This is a genomic window from Lentzea guizhouensis, from assembly GCF_001701025.1.
Taxonomy (GTDB): Bacteria; Actinomycetota; Actinomycetes; order Mycobacteriales; family Pseudonocardiaceae; genus Lentzea; species Lentzea guizhouensis.
This window is the reverse complement of the sequence record NZ_CP016793.1, coordinates 5981117-5997514: the sequence shown is the minus strand read 5'-3', so window position 1 is coordinate 5997514 and position 16398 is coordinate 5981117. Positions and strand designations below refer to the sequence as shown.

The window sequence follows — 16398 nt, the reverse complement described above, 5'->3', positions numbered from 1 at the left end:
CTGCCCCTGAAGCCCGCGCCCGACATGAGACCAAGATGAAGATTCCCTCATCTGTCCGCAAATCGACTGATAATCGCCAGCACCTTGACCGGAGGGGGCCGTCCACACACGATGTCAGCGGTCTCACCTCGGGAGTTGACAACGATGTCATGGCTGATCAACCGCAGGCAGTTCCTCTACGCCACCGGCCTGCTGGCCGTGACGCCCGGGATCGCGCAAGCCCAGGAACATGGTGTCCTGGAGCACGGTGTCGCTGACGTGTACTACGAGGTGCTGCTGCGCCACACGCGGTGGTCGGAGACCCAGTTCGACGAGACAGCGGGCCGGTACCGGCGCACCGACTTCGGGTTCGCGGTCGTGCTCGGCAACGCCGTGCTGCTCACCAGGGGCACCTACGACGCCGCGCTCGCCGGTGTCGAGAAGGACGTGCTCAAAGCCCGCACGCTGGCCACCATCAGGCACTTCGCCGCGAGCAACGTGCTGGCCGGTGGCACCGAGTGGGGCAAGACGCTGTTCTGGGACACCACGTTCCAGTCCTACTTCGTGCTGGCCGCCCGCCTGCTGTGGCCGGACCTGGACGCGCAGACGCGCTCGCACGTCGAGACGATCGCCCGCGGCCAGGCCGACTACACGACCTCGCTCGGCACCGGCAACGACCCGCGGTCGGGCGGCTGGACCCCGAACGGCCTGGTCGGCGGCCACCGCGGTGACACCAAGCTGGAGGAGATGGGCGTCTACGCCCAGGCGCTCGCACCCGGTCTGGCCTGGCACGGCGACGGGCCCGGCTGGCGGGAGGCGTTCGGCCGGTGGAGCCGCAACGAGGCGGGGCTGCCCGCCGCCGACCTCGCCAACCCGGCCCTGGTCGACGGCGTGCCGATCTCGGCCAACACCGCGACGAACCTGCACGACACGTTCATCGTCGAGAACCACGGCTCGTTCGGCCCGCACTACCAGGAGGAGCTGTGGCGCACGTCGGGCCGCAACGCCGTGCACTTCCTGCTCGCCGGCCGTCCGCTGCCCGAGGTGCTGACCAGGCAACCGAACGGGGAACTGTTGTGGCGCACCATCCTCGCGAACATGAGCGACGCCGGTGAGCCGCTGATGCCGATGGTCGACGACCGCGAGCACCTCTACGGCCGTGACGTCATCCCGCTCGCGTTCCGCTCCACGGTGCTGCGCGACCCGATGGCGGCCCGCGCGGAGGTCGCGCTGGCCTCCCGGTTGCTCGCCTACCAGGCGCACCCGCCGACGTACCGGCTGGCGAAGTTCTCCGGCGAGGCCAAGTACGAGCCGGAGGCACGGGCCGAGCTCGCGATCAGCTACCTGCTGCACCAGCTGCGGCCGGCGCCGGCTCCGGTGTCCGAACAGGACTTCTTCACCCGCGCCTCGCTCACGATCGACCACGGCGCCGACCCCGGCCTGCTCACCCATCAGTCCACCGCCGCCTGGGCCGCCACGGTCACCAAGCCGGGCTTCACGAAGTTCGCCTGGCAGCCCGCGCACGACGACTGGCTGTTCACGATCAGCGGCACCACCCCCATGCTGCTGCCTGCCAAGGCGGTCACCCAGCGCAACACCGTGGTGTACCAACGGGTTCGCGACGGTTTCGACGGCACGGCGAGCTTGCTGGCGTTCGCGGACGGGTTCGCCGGCACCGCTACGCTGCCCACCGGCACGATCGTGTGCGCGCTGCCCGCGCCGGGCCGCGTGGACGTGCACAACCTGGCCATGCCGGGGATCCTCACCGGCACCCGCACCTACCGGAGCGCCGCGGGCACGGCGGTCGTGCGCGCCAGGGAGACCTTCCGGGTGGACGAGCTGACGTTCCCGGCGACCACCGCCCGCCACGTCCGCATGGTCGGCGTGCGACCGCATCCCACCTACGGCTACTCGGTGTTCGACTTCGACGTCAACGGCGACCTCGCCCGCGGCAAGCCGGCCACGGCGTCGTCGCACGACACCGGCCGCACGCCCGCCATGGCCACCGACGGCGACCCGGACACCCGCTGGGCGGTCTCCCGCACCGACCGCGGCCGGGCTGACAGCTGGCTCGCGGTGGACCTCGGCGCCGAACACAGGTGAGCACCGTGCGGCTGCGCTGGGAGACCGCCGCGGGCGCCTACCGGATCGAGACGTCGGCCGACGCGCCGCGTGGACGACGGTCGCCGAGTACCCGCGGCCGGACCTGAGCACGCCGGCTGGCTGGACGTCGACGGCCCGCCGGGTTCGTCGCGCGCGGCGCCGAGCCGATCAGGGTCGAGGGCGACACGATCACGGTGCCCGCCGGGCTCGTCGAGGGCTACGTGCGCGCCGACCTGCGGGCGATCGCGGCGCAGGCTCCCCCGCAGTGCCCGCCGTCGGTGCTGGCGAGCGGCGCGGACGGGTTCCTCACCGTGTTCAACCTGTCGGACGCCGACGTCACCGGCACCGTCCACGTGCGCGGCTCGCGGCTGTACCGGGGCACCCAGGTCACCACGGCCGGCGGCATCTCCTACGACCTCACGCTGCCCGCCGCCACCGCACGGGTCGAGGCGCCGTGGTTCACCGTCCGCGGCATCCCGGCCGGCATCACCGCACGTTCAGCGGTCCGGCGCGGTTCACGCGACCCACGCGCGGCGCGCTGCGGGTCGTGCTGGGCCGCGGCGACCGCACGGTGACCATGCCCGGCGCGCAGGCGTTTCCGGTCGACGACCTCGCGCTGGGCCGCGTCACGTTCCCGAACTCCGTGCTGCCGCCCGGCATGAGCGATCCGGCCCGCGCGGTCGACGGCGAGGACCGGACGGCGTGGACACCGGGGCGCGACGGGCGGATGGTCGTCGACCTCGGCGCGGTGCACCGGATCGGGCACGTCCGGCTCAAGTGGACGGACGGGCGGGAGCCGGCGCACACCGTCTCCTACAGCGTGGACGGCCGCACCTACGGCCCCGCAACCGATGCCAGGTACGTGGCCGTCTCGACGCGCTGGCGGCCGGGCGACGCGTCACTCACGAGCGTCACGGTGCGCTGACCCTGGTTTAGGGCACGATCCCAGGGCAAACCACGACGCATGTTCGACGGTGTGCGATCTGCTGCACGGGAGAGTGCCTTCCGGGCGCTCGTGGACGTGCCGAGGCTCATGCGCCATCCGGTGTGGCGCAACGCCGACCCGGCCGAGGGCGGCGGCCTCGGCGTCGTGCTGGTGCCCGGTTTCGGCGCGGGCGACATCAGTCTCGCCCCGGCGTCGTGGTGGCTGCGTGCCCGCGGGTACGTCCCGGTCAGCGCCAAGGTCGGGTTCACCGTCGGCTGCACGACCGACCTGCTCGAACGGCTCATGGCGAGTCTCGTCCGACATGCCGAGCGGACCCGTGCCCCCGTTGTCCTGCTCGGCCAGAGCCGCGGCGGCGGCCTCGCACGCCTGGCCGCCGCCCGGCGGCCGGACCTGGTGCGCGGCCTGGTGATGATGAGCAGCCCGGTGCTCGACCCGCTGGGCGCGCACCCCAACGTCATGCGCATCGCCCGGTTCCTCACCAGGCTCTCCGCGGCGGGGCTTCCCGGCCTGCTCAACGCCGACTGCATCACCGGGCCGTGCTACCAGGACAACATCGCGTCGATGACCCAGCCGTTGCGGGTGCCGGCGATCTCGTTCTTCTCGCGAGCGGACGGCATCGTGCCGTGGGAGCTGTGCCAGGACCCGTACGCCGAGTGCGTCGAGGTGGGCAGCACGCACACCGGGATGGCGTTCGACCCGCGCGTGTACGAAGTGCTCGGACCGACGCTCGCGCAGTGGGCGCGTGTGACAAGCTCGCCGCGTGCCGGAACTGCTGGGGACGGTGTCCTTTCCGTCAGGTGAGCTGCTGCTGGTCGACTTCGGACTGGTCCGGATGTGGTCGGGCGACCGGCCGCCGGTGCTGGAGGGAGGTGACGCGCCGGAGAGCGTCGTGGCGCGCGCGAACGCCGCAGCGGACTTCGAGATCGTCGGTCCGCAGGCGCGGGAGGCGGCTGGTCTGCTCGACCTGGCCGTGGTGAAGGGCCGGTACGCGTTCGACCTGAACGCCGGCGGCGAACCCGTCGTGTCGGCGGTGGCGCGGACCGGGCTCGACGCGTCCGTGCGGCAGATAGCGCGGATGCCGCACGTGAGGCGCGTGCGCGCATTGCTCGACGATCAGCCTGATGGCGTCGAGGTGCCGTTCCACGGCATCTGGGCGGTGGCGGTGCGCGGCGTACCCGCCGGGCCGGTGCAGGTGTTGGGCGAGCGGATGGACCCCGGCGGGCCTGACCGGGGCAACTGGCACTCGGTGTGGGTGCGGTGCGCCGACGGCGAGGTGGCGGCGTCGGTCGCGTGCGGGTACGTGCTGGTGGACGAGGCGCGGCTGCTGTTCGCCGACCCGGTGGCGTTGTCCGCGTGGAGCAGCGACGTCTCCGCCGACGACCGGTTCGACCTCGCCTTCTGGGGCGGGGACGCGGACGAGGTGGCGGCGCGGGTGTCGGTGCCACCGTCCAGTGGGGACGATGAGCGGCTCTGGGCCGGCCTGACGCTCGACCAGGTGCGGGTCCTGCACGGCGAGCTGACCGCGTTGCGGGAGCAGGGGCTGCGGTTCGCGTTCGACTTCCGGCCGCACGACGACCACTTCCGGGTGCTGCGGCAGATGCGCTCCAGCACCACCGGGTCGGGCACGATCGAGGTCGGCGGCGCGACGATGACCGGCTGGTTCACGACCTGGGGAGACGGCGCGTTCCCGGTGTTCCGCGACCTGGCCGCCGACGGCACGCTGCTGCGGGTGCGCGTCGAGCTCGGCGCGCCGGAGATCGTGGTGCGGCAACGGCGGTTCGAACGGCTGTGGTTCGGCGACCTGGCGAAGGCCGCGATCGTGTCGGCACGGGTGGCCCGCGACGGCGTGCCCGCCGGGTGGCTCTACCGCGAGGACCCCGACCACGACGGGGACAGCGGCTGGCGGGTGTTCGCCGGTGACGAGTCGCAGGAGTACGTGGACGACTCCGCCAACGCGGCGGTCGTGCCGTTGCGTGACCTGATCAAGGCCGAGCCCGCACTCGAAGAGCTGTTCGAGGCACCGTCCGGTTCGGCGTTCGAGCGCGGCGCGGACGGGTTCGTCAAGGCAGAGCGGTGATGACGTAGGCGGCCGCCTCGGCGAGCAGGGCCTGGTCGTAGGGCGCGTCGGCGGTGGGTTTGCTGGACATGAGCGAGATCAGCAGTGGTTCACCGGCCGGCGGCCAGGCGAGGCCGACGTCGTTCATCGTGCCGTAGTCGCCGGTGCCGGTCTTGTCCGCGACCTTCCAGTCCTTCGGCACGCCCGCGCGGATCCGCTGGCCACCGGTGGTGTTGCGTTCCATCAGGTCGCGCAGGAACTGCTTCTCCGCCACCAGTTTGCGGTAGGTGGTGCCCAGTGCCCGCGGGGTGCTGGTGTCGCGCGGGTCGTCGGGGACCGCGGAGGTGAGGTCGGGTTCCCACCGGTCCATCCTGGTCACCTCGTCGCCCAGGCCGCGCAGGTACGTCGTGAGTTCGGCGGGGCCGCCGATGGTGCGCAGCAACAGGTTCCCGGCCGTGCCGTCGCTGTAGCGGACCGCCGCGTCGCACAGGTCGCGCAGGGACATGCCGGTGGCGACGTGCTGGCGGGTGATCTGCGAGCTCTTCATCAGGTCGGCGTCGGTGTAGCGGACGACGGTGTCCAGCGGCACGTCGCGGTCCAGCACGGCGGCGGTCACGAGGCCCTTGAACGTCGAGCAGAACGCGAACCGCTCGTCGGCGCGGTGCTCGACGGTGCGGTCGCCCCGGCCGGCGAAGACGCCCAGGCGGGCGCCGAACTTCTGTTCCAGCGCGAAGAGCTGGTCGTGCCTGGCCGGGGGCGTGGTCGTGGTCGGCGCGGGAGGCGTTGACGGCGTCGACGACGGCGCGGACTGTGGTGTCGCAGCACATCCGGCCAGTGGAACTGCTGCCACCGCGAGGAACGCACGACGAGAAACGGCCATGATCTACAAGATACTCATGGTGTGACGGGGACGATCCGCGCGCTGAGCAGGACGCCGTCCTCGATGTCGAGCAGGCCGAGGGTTCCGTGCGGCTGGCGGCGTTTGTCGGTGGGTGAGCCGGGGTTGAAGATGCGGAGATCGGCGTCCTGTTCGTCGAGCGGGATGTGCGAATGCCCGAACACGACCAGCCGCGCGTCGGGGAACCGGCGGCGCATGCGGGCGAGCCGGCCGGTCTTCTGGCCGCTGTCGTGGATCATCGCCACCGGCAGGCCCGCGATGTCGACCTCGACCGTCTCCGGCGAGCCCCACGCCACGACGTCCGGCCCGTCGTTGTTGCCGCACACCGCGACGACGGGCGCGTACTGCGCGAGTTCGTCGAGGACGGGCGCCACACACACGTCACCCGCATGCAGGATCAGCTCGGCCGTGCGCAGATGACCGGCCACGGCCGGAGGGCACCGCTTCCAGAAACGCGGAGCATGGGTATCGGACAGCACGACGACTCTCACACCCTGACCTTAGAACGCCTCGCCGGGTTCCGACGGCTCGAAAACGGGTACCTCCCCCGCATGGCACGCGCGATCTGGAGCGGGTCCGTCTCGTTCGGACTGGTGAACATCCCGGTGGAGCTGTACAGCGCCACGCAGGACCACACGGTGCACTTCAACCAGTTCCAGCGCGGCACGTCGGACCGCATCCGGTACAAGCGCGTCAACGAGCGCACCGGCCGTGAGGTGCCCTACGACAAGATCGTGAAGGGCCACGAGGTCGACAGCGGCGAGTACGTGATCGTCGAGCCGGAGGAGCTCGACGACATCGCGCCCGGCCGGTCGCGCACGCTCGACATCGAGGCGTTCGTGGACCTCGACGAGATCGACCCGGTGTACTTCCAGAAGACCTACTGGCTCGGTCCGGCCAAGGAGGAGTTCTCCCGGCCGTACCTGCTGCTGGCGCAGGCGATGAAGAAGACGAACCGGGCGGGGATCGCGTTGTTCGTCATGCGCGGCAAGCAGTACCTGACCGCGCTCAAGGAGGAGAACGGTTTCCTCGCGGTGCACACGCTCTTCTTCGCCGACGAGATCCGCAAGCCGAAGGACGTGCTGGACGTGGCACCGCAGGGCAAGGCGCCGCGCGGCAAGGAGCTCGACATGGCGGTGTCGCTGGTCGAGTCGATGTCGGACGACTGGCGGCCGAAGGACTACCGCGACACCTACACCGCGAAGGTCAACAAGCTGATCAAGGCCAAGCAGAAGGGCAAGGAGGTCGTCGTCGAGGCCGAGCCCGCCGGCGCCACCGAGGCCATCGACCTCATGGAGGCGTTGCAGCGCAGCGTCGAGGCGAGCAAGAAGAAGCGCAAGAAGGCCAGCTAGCCCTCCTCGTGACTCACCGTCACCCCCCGCCCTGCTGCCGCCGCACGCGGGGGCCTTTCGTCCGCTCCTGTAGTACGAAAGCTCCCCGCGTGCGCGAAAGTGGGGCGGGAGAGGTACGTGTGGGTGACCGGTCAGGTGACGACGAGGGCGGTGGCGTTGTCAGTGCCACCGGCGTAGAGGGCGGCGCGGACGAGGCGGTCGGCTGAGGCGTGGCCGGCCATGATGGCTTCGATGCCGTTGTGGCCCAACGGGCCATAAACGCCGTCGGAGGCGAGCACGAGCCGGGGTGCGCGGGTGGTGGCGCGGCCGATGTTCTCCGGTGTCGCGTGGCGGACGGTGTTGGTGACGACGTGCTCCAGCCTCGGCTGGGGCACGACTCCGCGCTCGCGGAAGTACTCGGCGACGGTGTGGTCGGTCGTGACCTGCACGAGGTCCTCACCGTCCGAGGCGTACGCACGGGCGTCACCGGCCCACGCGAGGTCGAACCCGCCCTCGACGCGTGCGACGGCCACGACGATCACGGCGTCGCCGGTGTGCAGCTGGAGTGCGTCGCGGGCGGCGAAGATCGCGGCTACCGGGTCGGTGAGCAGTGCGGCTGCCTGGGCGGCGGCGTGGGCGGCCTCGGTGGCGGCTGCCGAGTCGCCGACGCCGTCCACGAGGACGAACGTGCGGCGGTGCGAGGCGTAGGCGTCGGCGTTGTGGGTGCGCGGGCCGCGGTCGGACGAGCCGGTGACGGTCAGCGCGGCGCCCAACGGCGTGGTGTGCTCGATCAGCATGGCGACCTCCCTGCACTCCAGTCAGCCGTTCGTGGCCAAGAGTCTGCTGTCAGCAGCCTGAGAAAAGCTCTAGAGTTTCGCCGCCCGGCGGAACCGGTCGGCTGCTCGCACCAGTGCATCGGAGAGTTCTGGCGGTGACACGACCTCGAAGTCGACGGTGATGCTCGCGAGCATGAACACCACGTCGTCCATGGTCTCGCCACCGACCTTCACGAAGCAGGAGTTCTCGTCGACCGGTTCCACCTCGCCGTAGCTCTTCCAGCTCACGGCCTCGCGTGCGGAAACGCTCAACCGCACGACGCCCTGCACCGGCCAGCGACCGGCCACCCGTGCCGCCACGAACGCGCCCGGATCGCCACCCGGGATCTCCCTCGGCGTGAACCTGGCCCCGAACGGGGTCCTCAACGTCATCCGGTCGAGTCGGAACGTCCGCCAGTCGTCACGCGCGGTGTCCCACGCCACCAGGTACCAGCGCCGTCCCCACGTCACGAGCCGGTGCGGTTCCGCTTCGCGCTCGGACTGCTCGCCGGCGTGGTCGGCGTAGGTGAACCGGATCCGCTGCCGGTCGCGGCACGCCGTGCCCACCGCGGTCAGCTGGGCCGCGTCGACCGCGGGCGGCGAGCCGGTGTGCGGAACGGTCGCGATCTCCAGAGCCGCCACCCGGTGCCGCAACGCCGACGGCAGCACCTGTTCGACCTTCAGCAACGCGCGCACGGCCGTTTCGCCGATGTTCTCGATGCCGCTCGCGGTGCGCAGCCCGACCGCCACGGCCACCGCCTCGTCGTCGTCGAGCAGCAACGGCGGCAGGCTCGCCCCGGAACCGAGCCGGTAGCCGCCGCCCGAGGTGCCCATGCTGGCGTGCACCGGGTAGTCGAGGTCGCGCAGCTTGTCGACGTCGCGGCGGACCGTGCGGGTGCTGACGCCGAGCCGGTCGGCGAGCTCGACACCGGACCACTCGCGCCGCGACTGCAGCAGACCGAGGAGCTTCAAAAGTCGCGCGGAGGACACTGTAGGACCATATCTGTCCTACAGTGCCCTTAGCGTCGTGAGCATGAAGCCGTTCGAGATCAACATCCCGCAGGCCGACCTCGACGACCTGCACGCCCGCCTCGACCAGACCCGCTGGCCGATCTCCCCCGAAGGCGCCACCTGGGCCCAGGGCACACCCCTGGCCCACCTGCAGGACCTCGCGCGGCAGTGGCGGAGCTTCGACTGGCGCGAGACCGAGCGCCGGCTCAACAAGATCCCGCAGTTCGTCACCGAGATCGACGGCGCACCGCTGCACTTCCTGCACGTCCGCAGCGCGAAGGAGGACGCGGAACCGCTGCTGCTCGCGCACGGCTGGCCCTGCACCGGTTTCGCGTTCGAGCAGGTCATCGAGCCGTTGAGCCGCGATTTTCACGTGGTCGTGCCCACCGTGCCCGGTTTCGGGTTCTCCGGGCCGACCCGCGAGCTGGGCTGGACCGTGTCGCGCGTGGCCGGGATGGTCGCCACGCTGATGCGGCGGCTGGGCTACGACCGGTACCTGGCGCACGGCTACGACCTCGGCTCGCTGCTCACCCGCGAGCTCGGCCTGCTCGACGCGCCGCGCGTGCGGGCGATCCACCTCAACCACATCTTCTCCGCCCACGTCACGCAGGAGAACGCCGACATGTCGGTCGAGGCCGAGCGGCTGGGCGTCGAGAAGGCCTACAAGTACGACTACGAGCAGTTCGGGTACGTGTCGATCCAGTCGACGCGTCCGCAGTCGGTCGCCTACGCGCTCACGGACTCGCCGGTGGCGCAGCTGGAATGGATCGAGTGGGCGTTCCACACGTGGTCGGACCCCGCCGTGGGGATCCCGCTCGACGCCCTGCTGACCAACGTGTCGATCTTCTGGTTCACCCGCACGGCCGGCTCGGCCGCACGCTACTACCAGGAGGGCTTCGAGGCCTGGGGAGAGCTGGAGCCGGACTCGCCGGTGCCGACGTCGGTCTCGGTCTTCCCCCACGACGTGGGCGTGTCGATCCGGCGCATGGCCGAGCGCAACCACAACATCGTGCGCTGGCAAGAAGTCGAACGCGGCGGGCACTTCGCCGCGTTCGAGGTGCCCGAGCTGGTCGTGCGCGAGATCCGGGAGGCCTTCCTGAGCTGAGCTACGGTGATCACCGTGCGGTTCACGGTGTTCGGCGGTGTCGGTGCGTGGGTGGCGGACCGCGAGGTGGATCTCGGCCAGGCACAGCGCCGGGCCGTGCTGGGCGTCCTGCTCGTGACACCCGGCGTCGCGGTCGGCGCGGACGAGCTGGTCGACCGCGTCTGGGGCGCCGCCGCACCGGAACGGGCGCGCGGGCAGCTGCGGACGTGGCTGTGGCGCTTGCGGCAGGCGGTCCCCGGCGTGATCTCACGCGAGGGCAGCGGGTACGTGGCGCGGGTCGATCCGCTGTCGGTCGACCTGCACCGGTTCCGCGCGCTGGCGGCAACCGACCCCGGTGCGGCGCTGGCGCTGGCCCAGGAACCACTGCTGTCCACTTTGGACACGCCGTGGGCGCGGCAGCTGCGGGCCTCGTTCGCCGCCGAGTTCGAGGCCGTGCGCCGCGACCACGTGGACGCGCGGTTGCAGGCGGGTGGGCACGCCGAGCTGGTCGACGAGCTGCGGTTGCAGGCGTCCGGGCAGCCGCTCGACGAACGCGTCGCGGCCCAGCTGGTCGAGGCGCTGCACGGCACCGGCCGCACGCAGGAAGCGTTGGCGCACCTGGACTCCGTGGTGGCGCGGCTGGCGAGCGAGCTGGGTGCCGAGCCGGGCGGGCTGCTGACCACCGTGCGCCGCCGGCTGCTGGCGGCGCGCGGCAGCTGCCCGCGGCCCAAGCCGTTCACCGGCCGCGCGGCCGAGCTCGCGGCGCTCGACCGGGCACCGGCCGGGTCGTGGTGATCACCGGCACCGGCGGCGTCGGCAAGACCTCGCTGGCGGTGCACTGGGCGCACCACAACGCCTCCCGGTTCCCCGACGGCCAGCTCTACGTGAACCTGCACGGGTTCGGCCCGTCCCGCGCGGTCAGCCCCGGCGACGCGCTGCTGCGGTTCCTGGCCGCGCTGGACGTGCCGCGGGCGCGGGTGCCGCACGACCTGGCCGGCCAGTCCGAGCTGCTGCGGGAGACCGTGCGCGGCAAGCGGATCCTCCTGCTGCTCGACAACGCCGCGGACGTCGCGCAGGTCGAGCCGCTGCTGCCGCGGTCGCGGGGCAGCCACGTGGTGGTCACCAGCCGGGCTGCGCTGACCCCGTTGCCGGACGCCCACCCCGTGGCGCTGGGCCTGCTGCCGCCGACGACGCCCGCGAGCTGCTGGCGAGCCGGATCGGCCGGGACCGGCGGCAGCGGAGCCGGAAGCGCTCGACACGGTGGTGCGCCGGTGCGCGGCTGCCGCTCGCGCTGGCGGTGGCGGGCGCCCGTGCCGCGACGCAGCCGGAGTTCCCGCTGGCGGCGCTGGCCGACGAGCTCGCGGACCTGGACGCGTTCGCCGACGACGATGACGTCACAGCGGATCTGCGGTCGGTGTTCTCGCACTCGTGCGACGCGCTGAGCCCGGCGGCGCTGCGGCTGTTCCGGCTGCTCGGGGTGATGCCGGGCGCGGACATCAGCGCGGACGGCGCCGCGTCGCTGGCGGGCCTGCCCGACGTCACCGCCCTGCTGGCCGAGCTCACCGGCGCCAACCTGCTCGACGAACCCTCCCCCGGTCGCTTCACCTGCCACGACCTGCTGCGCGACTACGCGGCGGAGCTCAGCCAGGAGACCGAACGCGCCCAGGCCCAGCACCGCCTGCTCGACCACCTGGCGTTCACCGGCGTCGAGATGGCCGTGGCGATGACCCAGAGCCGCCGGCGCCCGGACACCACCGGGCCGGTCGAAGGCGCGGTCGTGCGGACACCGGCCTCCCACGACGAGGCCATCCGGTGGCTGGTCACCGAACACCCGACGTTGATGGCGGCGATGCGGCAGGGCACGCCGGCGCAGACGTGGCTGATCGGCTGGTCACTGGCCGACGTGCTGGACCGGATCGGCCACTACCAGGACCTGCTGACCTCCCAGCAGCTCGCGGTCGAGGCACTCGAACGGCTCGACCGCCCGCACGGCCTCGCCCGCACGCTGATCAACCTCGGCCGCGCACACGGCCGCCTCAACCAGCTCACCGAGTCGACCAGGGCACTCGAACGGGCGCTGGAGGTGGCCGCGGACGACCCGGCGACGCAGGCGGACGTGCTGGTCAACCTCGCGATGCTGTGCCCGGACGACCAGACGCACCAGGCGATCGAGTACACCCGGCGCGCGCTGGCGTTGTACGAGGAAAGCGGCAACATCTACGGCCAGGCGAATGCGTTGAACGGCCTGTCGTGGACCCACGGCAAACTCGGCGAGGCGGAACCCGCGCTGGCCTACGGGGAACGCGCGATGGTGCTGTGGCAGCAGCTGGACCACCCGCTCGGCCAGGGCGAGGCGTGGGACAACTTCGCCACCGTGCACCTGGTCCGCGGCGACCACGCGGCGGCCGTGCGGGCGTGGTCGAAGGCAATCGAGCTCTACGAACGCGGTGGCGACCGGATGCTCAACGCCCAGGCCCACGACCAGCTCGGCGACGCCCACGCTGCCGCGGGCGCCGCCGAGGAGGCACAACTGGCCTGGAGGAAGGCGGTCGAGCTGTTCCGCGCCGCGGACCAGCCCGTCGGCCACATCCAGCGGAAGCTACAGGCCGAACGCGAGTAGCACGTGCCCGTGCGGGTTCTCGAACTCGGGCCAGTAGCCGGACTGCACGTAGACCATGCCGTCGGACACCACCGCCCCGCTGCCCGGCCCGGCCATGAACCCGCCGCGCCCGGTCAGCCCGTTGACGCCCCGCACGTCCTGCACGGTGTCGTGCGTCCACAGGATCGCGCCGGTGCGCGAGTTGTAGGCGCGGAACTTGCCGTCACCCGCACCCAGGTAGACCACACCGGGCGTGCTGGTCACCGGAACGCCGTGGGCCCGCGCGCAGTTCGCCTGGCCCGCCGCGCCACCGGTGGAGCAGCCGTCCTCGGGTGCCGCGGTCTCCCACAGCACCTTGCCCGTGCCCGGATCCACCGCGAACAGCTTGCCGGGGTCGGCGAAGTAGGTCGCGATGTAGAGGCGCTTGCCGTCGTAGCTCGAGCCCCACTGGATGCCCGAGATGCCACCGCTGGGCAGCGGCACGCCGAGCTGGCGGCGCCACACGACCTGACCGGTCTTGGCGTCGAACACGTGGTACACACCGGACTTCTGGCCGACACCGACGAGCTGGCGGCGGTCGACCTCGAACAGGTTCGGCGTCGCGCCGATGTCGTAGTCGAGGTTGGTGTTGTCCTTCAGGCCGGGGCAGTAGCCCTCGGCGTCGGGCTCGTTGCAGGCGCTGCGCCACGTGTCGGCGTCGGTGACCTGGTTGGTCCACTTCACCCGGCCGGTGCGCACGTCCAGTGCCAGCAGCGAGTCGAACTGGCCGCCCTTGCCGGTGTAGTTCTGGCCGGTGCCGACGTAGAGCGTGCCGGTCTTGCGGTCGATCACCGGCGAGCTCCACACCCCGGCGCCGGACGGTTCGAACCGCTTGGCGCCGTTGGGCCACGTGCCGACCTCGACCGGCTCCGGGACCGTGTAGTGCCGCCACACCAGCGCACCGGTGCTGACGTCGTAGGCGTCGACGTGGCCGCGGAACGTGCAGCACGGGTAGTCGCGCGGCAACGTGTTCTCCGCGCTGGACGTGCCGACGTAGACGAGTCCGCCGTGGACGATCGGCGAGCTGGTGAGCATCGCGGCGACGTTGTCGTCGGTCTGCGCGCGCCACAGCTCGCGGCCGGTGCGCTGGTCGAGCGCGAACAGCCGGCCGGTGCTGTCGCCGAAGAACACCTTGCCGTTCGAGACGGTCGGGCCGTCGGAGTTGAAGGCGTAGCGGGGTGACTCCGGCAGTGCGAACTCCCACTTCGCCCGGCCGGTGCGGGCGTCACGGGCGTAGAACTTGCCGTCGGGGCCACCGAAGTAGATCGTGTCACCGACGACCGCGGGCTGGCTGCGGGCGGTGTTGTAGTCACCCCTCTCGTAGGCGAACGCCCACTTCACCTTGAGCTTGCCGACGGTGCCCTGGTTGATGCGCCACTCGGCGGCGTTGTGCCTGGTGCCGGCGAGGTCCTTGGTCCAGCCCGACCAGTCGCCGGAGGGATGCGCGTCAGCGGGGACGGCGGTCAGCACGACGAGCGCCGCGGAGAGCAGCGCGATGGGTTTCAGCATGGAATTTCCCCCTTCCACCACCACCTTGGCAGCAGCGGAAGGGGGACGGGATCCGTCAAAGGCCTTGACGCGGCCGACGGAAGTAGGGCCGAGGACTAGCCGATCGGTTGATGCGTCACGACGTCGATGCCGGGACGGCCGCGGTCGACGACCGGGCTGCGGCGGTTGTTCAGGTACTGCTGGAAGAACGCCGGGATGTAGGTGGTGGCGACGGAACGCTGCTGCTGCGGGGTGAGCGCCCGGTCGGGACAGGTGCTGTCGTCGTCGTAGGTCCACGCGGTGTTGAAGAAGTCGTGGTTGGCGTTGACGGCGGTGACGTCGTGGATCGGGAAGCGGTTGCGGCCCTTGGCGTTGTCGACGTACGAACCGCCGTTCACCGCGCCGTCACAACTGCCGGTGAGCACCGCGAACGGGATCTCGGTGATGCGGTAGTCGAGGTTCTCCGGCGCCTCCGGGTCGGGCGCGTAGTAGTCGGCGGGTGCCAGCGGCAGCACCGCGCGGATCCGCACCCCGGCAGGCAGGTCGGCGGCGTGGTTGTCCGAGGCCTGCCAGACCGCGCCACGACCACCGCGCGAATGACCGAGCGTGCCGACGTTCGTGAGGTCGACGTGGCCGCGGAACCCGCGCAGCTCGCCGGCGAGCGGGCCCTTGCCGTCGTTCAGGTCGCGCCACATCTCCAGGTGCTTGCTCATGAGCTTCGCGCGGGCCATGTCGGCGGGCTGGCCCATCTCGCCGCCGTTCACGCCGTTCGCGCTCACCGACACGACCACGAACCCCTGACGCGCCAGCTCCTCGCCCAGGTAGTCGTAGCCGCGGTAGCTCGGGAACGCGTCACCCCGGGGACACGGCCAGGTCCACGTGCCGTCCTGGCACGGCTGCCAGTAGCCGTGCGCGAGCAGCACCAGCGGCCGCTTGCCGACGAGCCTGCGTGGCGCGTGCACGACCGCGGTGAGCTCGAGGTCCGCGACGGGACCTCCCGGTTCGCGGTGAAAGCCGGGCACCTGGAACGCCCGGTCACCGAGTGAGTACTCGACCCTCGTCACGTCGTGGCGGGCAGGACTGGAGGTGGCGGTGGCCGGCGTGGTCAGCACCAACGCGGCCGCGACGACCACCGCTGCTTTGCCGATCTTGGGCATGGTTGCCATGCCGGAGATCCCATCGGGGAAATGTGAGCCACCTGTGGGGACCGTGTCACGGTTCTGCCACAGCCGCGACGGCCGCCTCGACGCCGTCGAGCAACACCTTCAGCCCGCCCTGGAAGTTCTCGACCGCGTCGTTCTCCAGATACGGCAGCTCGGGGTCGACGGGTTCGCGGTCGGTCTCCAGCAGGTGCAGCATCGGGAACTTCGTGGCGAGGTCCGGTTCGACCTCCATCAGCACGGCCGACCGCGCGTACCACCACTCCTCGTCGCCTTCCCCGGTCGCGGTGCGGGCGGCCCGCGCCTCGGCGATCGTCTGGGCCGCGCCGCGGACGAAGTAGTTGATCGCCCCGACGATCCCGCGCAGCTCACGGCCGGGCAGCCCGGTCGTCACGAGGACCGCCGCCAGCGACTCGACCACGGCGAACTCGTGCGGCCCGAGCACCGGGCGGGCCTGCGACACCTGCAGCACCCACGGGTGACGGCCGAAGAACTCCCACGAGTCGTGCGCCCACTGCGTCACGGCCGCACGCCAGCCGTCGGCGAGGTCGTAGGAGGTCGGCAGTTCCGCCAGCGCGCGGTCGTACATGAGGTCGACGAGCTCGTTCTTGCCCGGCACGTAGGTGTAGAGCGCCATCGCCGTGCGCCCGAGCCGCTCCCCCACCGCGCGCATCGACAACGCGGCCATCCCGGCCTCGTCGGCGACCGCGATCCCGGCGTCGACGATCGCGTCCACGCTCAGCGCGGGCCTGGGACCAGGGCGTTTCTCCTGGCTCGTGCCCGCACGCCAGAGCAGCTCGATCGAACGGCGGGGATCGCCCTGCCCGGCGTAGACGACCACCTTGCCACTCCTTACAACGTAAAGTAACCTCGACGACTCACACTTTAC

The 16398-nt window shown here is 71.4% G+C and carries 17 protein-coding genes; 10 read left to right on the top strand and 7 right to left on the bottom strand.

Annotation, left to right across the window (positions count from 1 at the left end):
* Nucleotides 1–144: 144 nt before the first annotated feature.
* The 5 genes from BBK82_RS29370 to BBK82_RS52855 all read left to right on the top strand — a co-directional run bounded on the left by BBK82_RS29370 (nt 145) and on the right by BBK82_RS52855 (nt 5105).
* Nucleotides 145–2082 (top strand): discoidin domain-containing protein, encoded by a 1938-nt coding sequence (locus tag BBK82_RS29370; RefSeq protein WP_065917890.1) that lies wholly within the window; start codon nt 145–147, stop codon nt 2080–2082.
* A gap of 194 nt (nt 2083–2276) precedes the next feature.
* Nucleotides 2277–2657 (top strand): hypothetical protein, encoded by a 381-nt coding sequence (locus BBK82_RS50685; RefSeq protein ID WP_065917889.1) that lies wholly within the window; start codon nt 2277–2279, stop codon nt 2655–2657.
* Nucleotides 2630–3007, top strand: coding sequence for a discoidin domain-containing protein (locus BBK82_RS50680; RefSeq protein ID WP_065917888.1), 378 nt, complete (start codon nt 2630–2632; stop codon nt 3005–3007). The genes BBK82_RS50685 and BBK82_RS50680 overlap by 28 nt, the downstream gene beginning before the upstream one ends.
* Nucleotides 3008–3046: 39 nt before the next feature.
* Complete coding sequence (locus BBK82_RS29355) at nt 3047–3829, top strand: alpha/beta fold hydrolase (protein ID WP_065917887.1); 783 nt, start codon at nt 3047–3049, stop codon at nt 3827–3829.
* Nucleotides 3789–5105 (top strand): DUF2185 domain-containing protein, encoded by a 1317-nt coding sequence (locus tag BBK82_RS52855; protein ID WP_083268226.1) that lies wholly within the window; start codon nt 3789–3791, stop codon nt 5103–5105. Before BBK82_RS29355 ends, BBK82_RS52855 begins: the two co-directional genes overlap by 41 nt.
* Here the strand turns inward: BBK82_RS52855 and bla are convergent.
* Complete coding sequence (gene bla, locus BBK82_RS29345) at nt 5089–5964, bottom strand: class A beta-lactamase (RefSeq protein WP_065917886.1); 876 nt, start codon at nt 5962–5964, stop codon at nt 5089–5091. The two genes, BBK82_RS52855 and bla, sit on opposite strands and share 17 nt — an antisense overlap.
* Before the next feature lie 14 nt (nt 5965–5978).
* Nucleotides 5979–6410, bottom strand: coding sequence for a metallophosphoesterase family protein (locus BBK82_RS29340; protein ID WP_237047642.1), 432 nt, complete (start codon nt 6408–6410; stop codon nt 5979–5981).
* A 123-nt stretch (nt 6411–6533) separates the two neighbouring features.
* Here BBK82_RS29340 and ku point away from each other — a divergent pair, with 123 nt between their 5' ends.
* Nucleotides 6534–7334 carry a non-homologous end joining protein Ku gene (gene ku, locus BBK82_RS29335; RefSeq protein WP_065917884.1) on the top strand — a complete coding sequence of 267 codons (801 nt, stop codon included), beginning with the start codon at nt 6534–6536 and terminating at the stop codon, nt 7332–7334.
* Nucleotides 7335–7465: 131 nt separating this feature from the next.
* Here the strand turns inward: ku and BBK82_RS29330 are convergent, their stop codons facing one another.
* Both BBK82_RS29330 and BBK82_RS29325 read right to left on the bottom strand, forming a co-directional pair.
* Entirely contained in the window at nt 7466–8110 is a 645-nt protein-coding gene (locus BBK82_RS29330) for a PP2C family protein-serine/threonine phosphatase (RefSeq protein WP_065917883.1), read from the bottom strand.
* Between the two features lie 69 nt (nt 8111–8179).
* A complete protein-coding gene (locus tag BBK82_RS29325) occupies nt 8180–9118 on the bottom strand; it encodes a helix-turn-helix transcriptional regulator (protein ID WP_065917882.1) in 939 nt (312 codons plus the stop codon).
* 43 nt (nt 9119–9161) lie between these two features.
* Here BBK82_RS29325 and BBK82_RS29320 point away from each other — a divergent pair, with 43 nt between their 5' ends.
* Genes BBK82_RS29320 through BBK82_RS29310 form a run of 4 tightly spaced genes read left to right on the top strand, consistent with a single transcriptional unit; the run spans nt 9162 to nt 12843 of the window.
* Nucleotides 9162–10244, top strand: a complete 1083-nt coding sequence (locus BBK82_RS29320; RefSeq protein ID WP_065917881.1) for an epoxide hydrolase family protein — start codon at nt 9162–9164, stop codon at nt 10242–10244.
* Between the two features lie 15 nt (nt 10245–10259).
* Entirely contained in the window at nt 10260–11018 is a 759-nt protein-coding gene (locus BBK82_RS29315) for an AfsR/SARP family transcriptional regulator (protein ID WP_170067981.1), read from the top strand.
* Nucleotides 11012–11665, top strand: coding sequence for a hypothetical protein (locus BBK82_RS56385; protein ID WP_335617983.1), 654 nt, complete (start codon nt 11012–11014; stop codon nt 11663–11665). Before BBK82_RS29315 ends, BBK82_RS56385 begins: the two co-directional genes overlap by 7 nt.
* Nucleotides 11666–11703: 38 nt before the next feature.
* Nucleotides 11704–12843 (top strand): tetratricopeptide repeat protein, encoded by a 1140-nt coding sequence (locus tag BBK82_RS29310; RefSeq protein WP_335618123.1) that lies wholly within the window; start codon nt 11704–11706, stop codon nt 12841–12843.
* On the opposite strand, the gene BBK82_RS29305 is transcribed toward BBK82_RS29310, so the two are convergent.
* The 3 genes from BBK82_RS29305 to BBK82_RS29295 form a co-directional block, all read right to left on the bottom strand.
* Nucleotides 12823–14370 carry an outer membrane protein assembly factor BamB family protein gene (locus BBK82_RS29305; RefSeq protein ID WP_065917878.1) on the bottom strand — a complete coding sequence of 516 codons (1548 nt, stop codon included), beginning with the start codon at nt 14368–14370 and terminating at the stop codon, nt 12823–12825. The genes BBK82_RS29310 and BBK82_RS29305 overlap by 21 nt on opposite strands.
* A gap of 95 nt (nt 14371–14465) precedes the next feature.
* Nucleotides 14466–15515, bottom strand: coding sequence for an alpha/beta hydrolase family protein (locus tag BBK82_RS29300; protein ID WP_065917877.1), 1050 nt, complete (start codon nt 15513–15515; stop codon nt 14466–14468).
* Nucleotides 15516–15561: 46 nt separating this feature from the next.
* A complete protein-coding gene (locus BBK82_RS29295) occupies nt 15562–16350 on the bottom strand; it encodes a TetR/AcrR family transcriptional regulator (protein WP_065917876.1) in 789 nt (262 codons plus the stop codon).
* Nucleotides 16351–16398: the final 48 nt, after the last annotated feature.

Bases quoted from the DNA above. Each gene is read 5' to 3' on its own strand.
- bla (WP_065917886.1), bottom strand. From the start codon at position 5,964: ATGGCCGTTTCTCGTCGTGCGTTCCTCGCGGTGGCAGCAGTTCCACTG.
- BBK82_RS29300 (WP_065917877.1), bottom strand. From the start codon at position 15,515: ATGGCAACCATGCCCAAGATCGGCAAAGCAGCGGTGGTCGTCGCGGCC.
- BBK82_RS29320 (WP_065917881.1), top strand. From the start codon at position 9,162: ATGAAGCCGTTCGAGATCAACATCCCGCAGGCCGACCTCGACGACCTG.
- BBK82_RS29370 (WP_065917890.1), top strand. From the start codon at position 145: ATGTCATGGCTGATCAACCGCAGGCAGTTCCTCTACGCCACCGGCCTG.
- BBK82_RS29330 (WP_065917883.1), bottom strand. From the start codon at position 8,110: ATGCTGATCGAGCACACCACGCCGTTGGGCGCCGCGCTGACCGTCACC.
- BBK82_RS29310 (WP_335618123.1), top strand. From the start codon at position 11,704: ATGCCGGGCGCGGACATCAGCGCGGACGGCGCCGCGTCGCTGGCGGGC.
- BBK82_RS29305 (WP_065917878.1), bottom strand. From the start codon at position 14,370: ATGCTGAAACCCATCGCGCTGCTCTCCGCGGCGCTCGTCGTGCTGACC.
- BBK82_RS29355 (WP_065917887.1), top strand. From the start codon at position 3,047: ATGTTCGACGGTGTGCGATCTGCTGCACGGGAGAGTGCCTTCCGGGCG.
- ku (WP_065917884.1), top strand. From the start codon at position 6,534: ATGGCACGCGCGATCTGGAGCGGGTCCGTCTCGTTCGGACTGGTGAAC.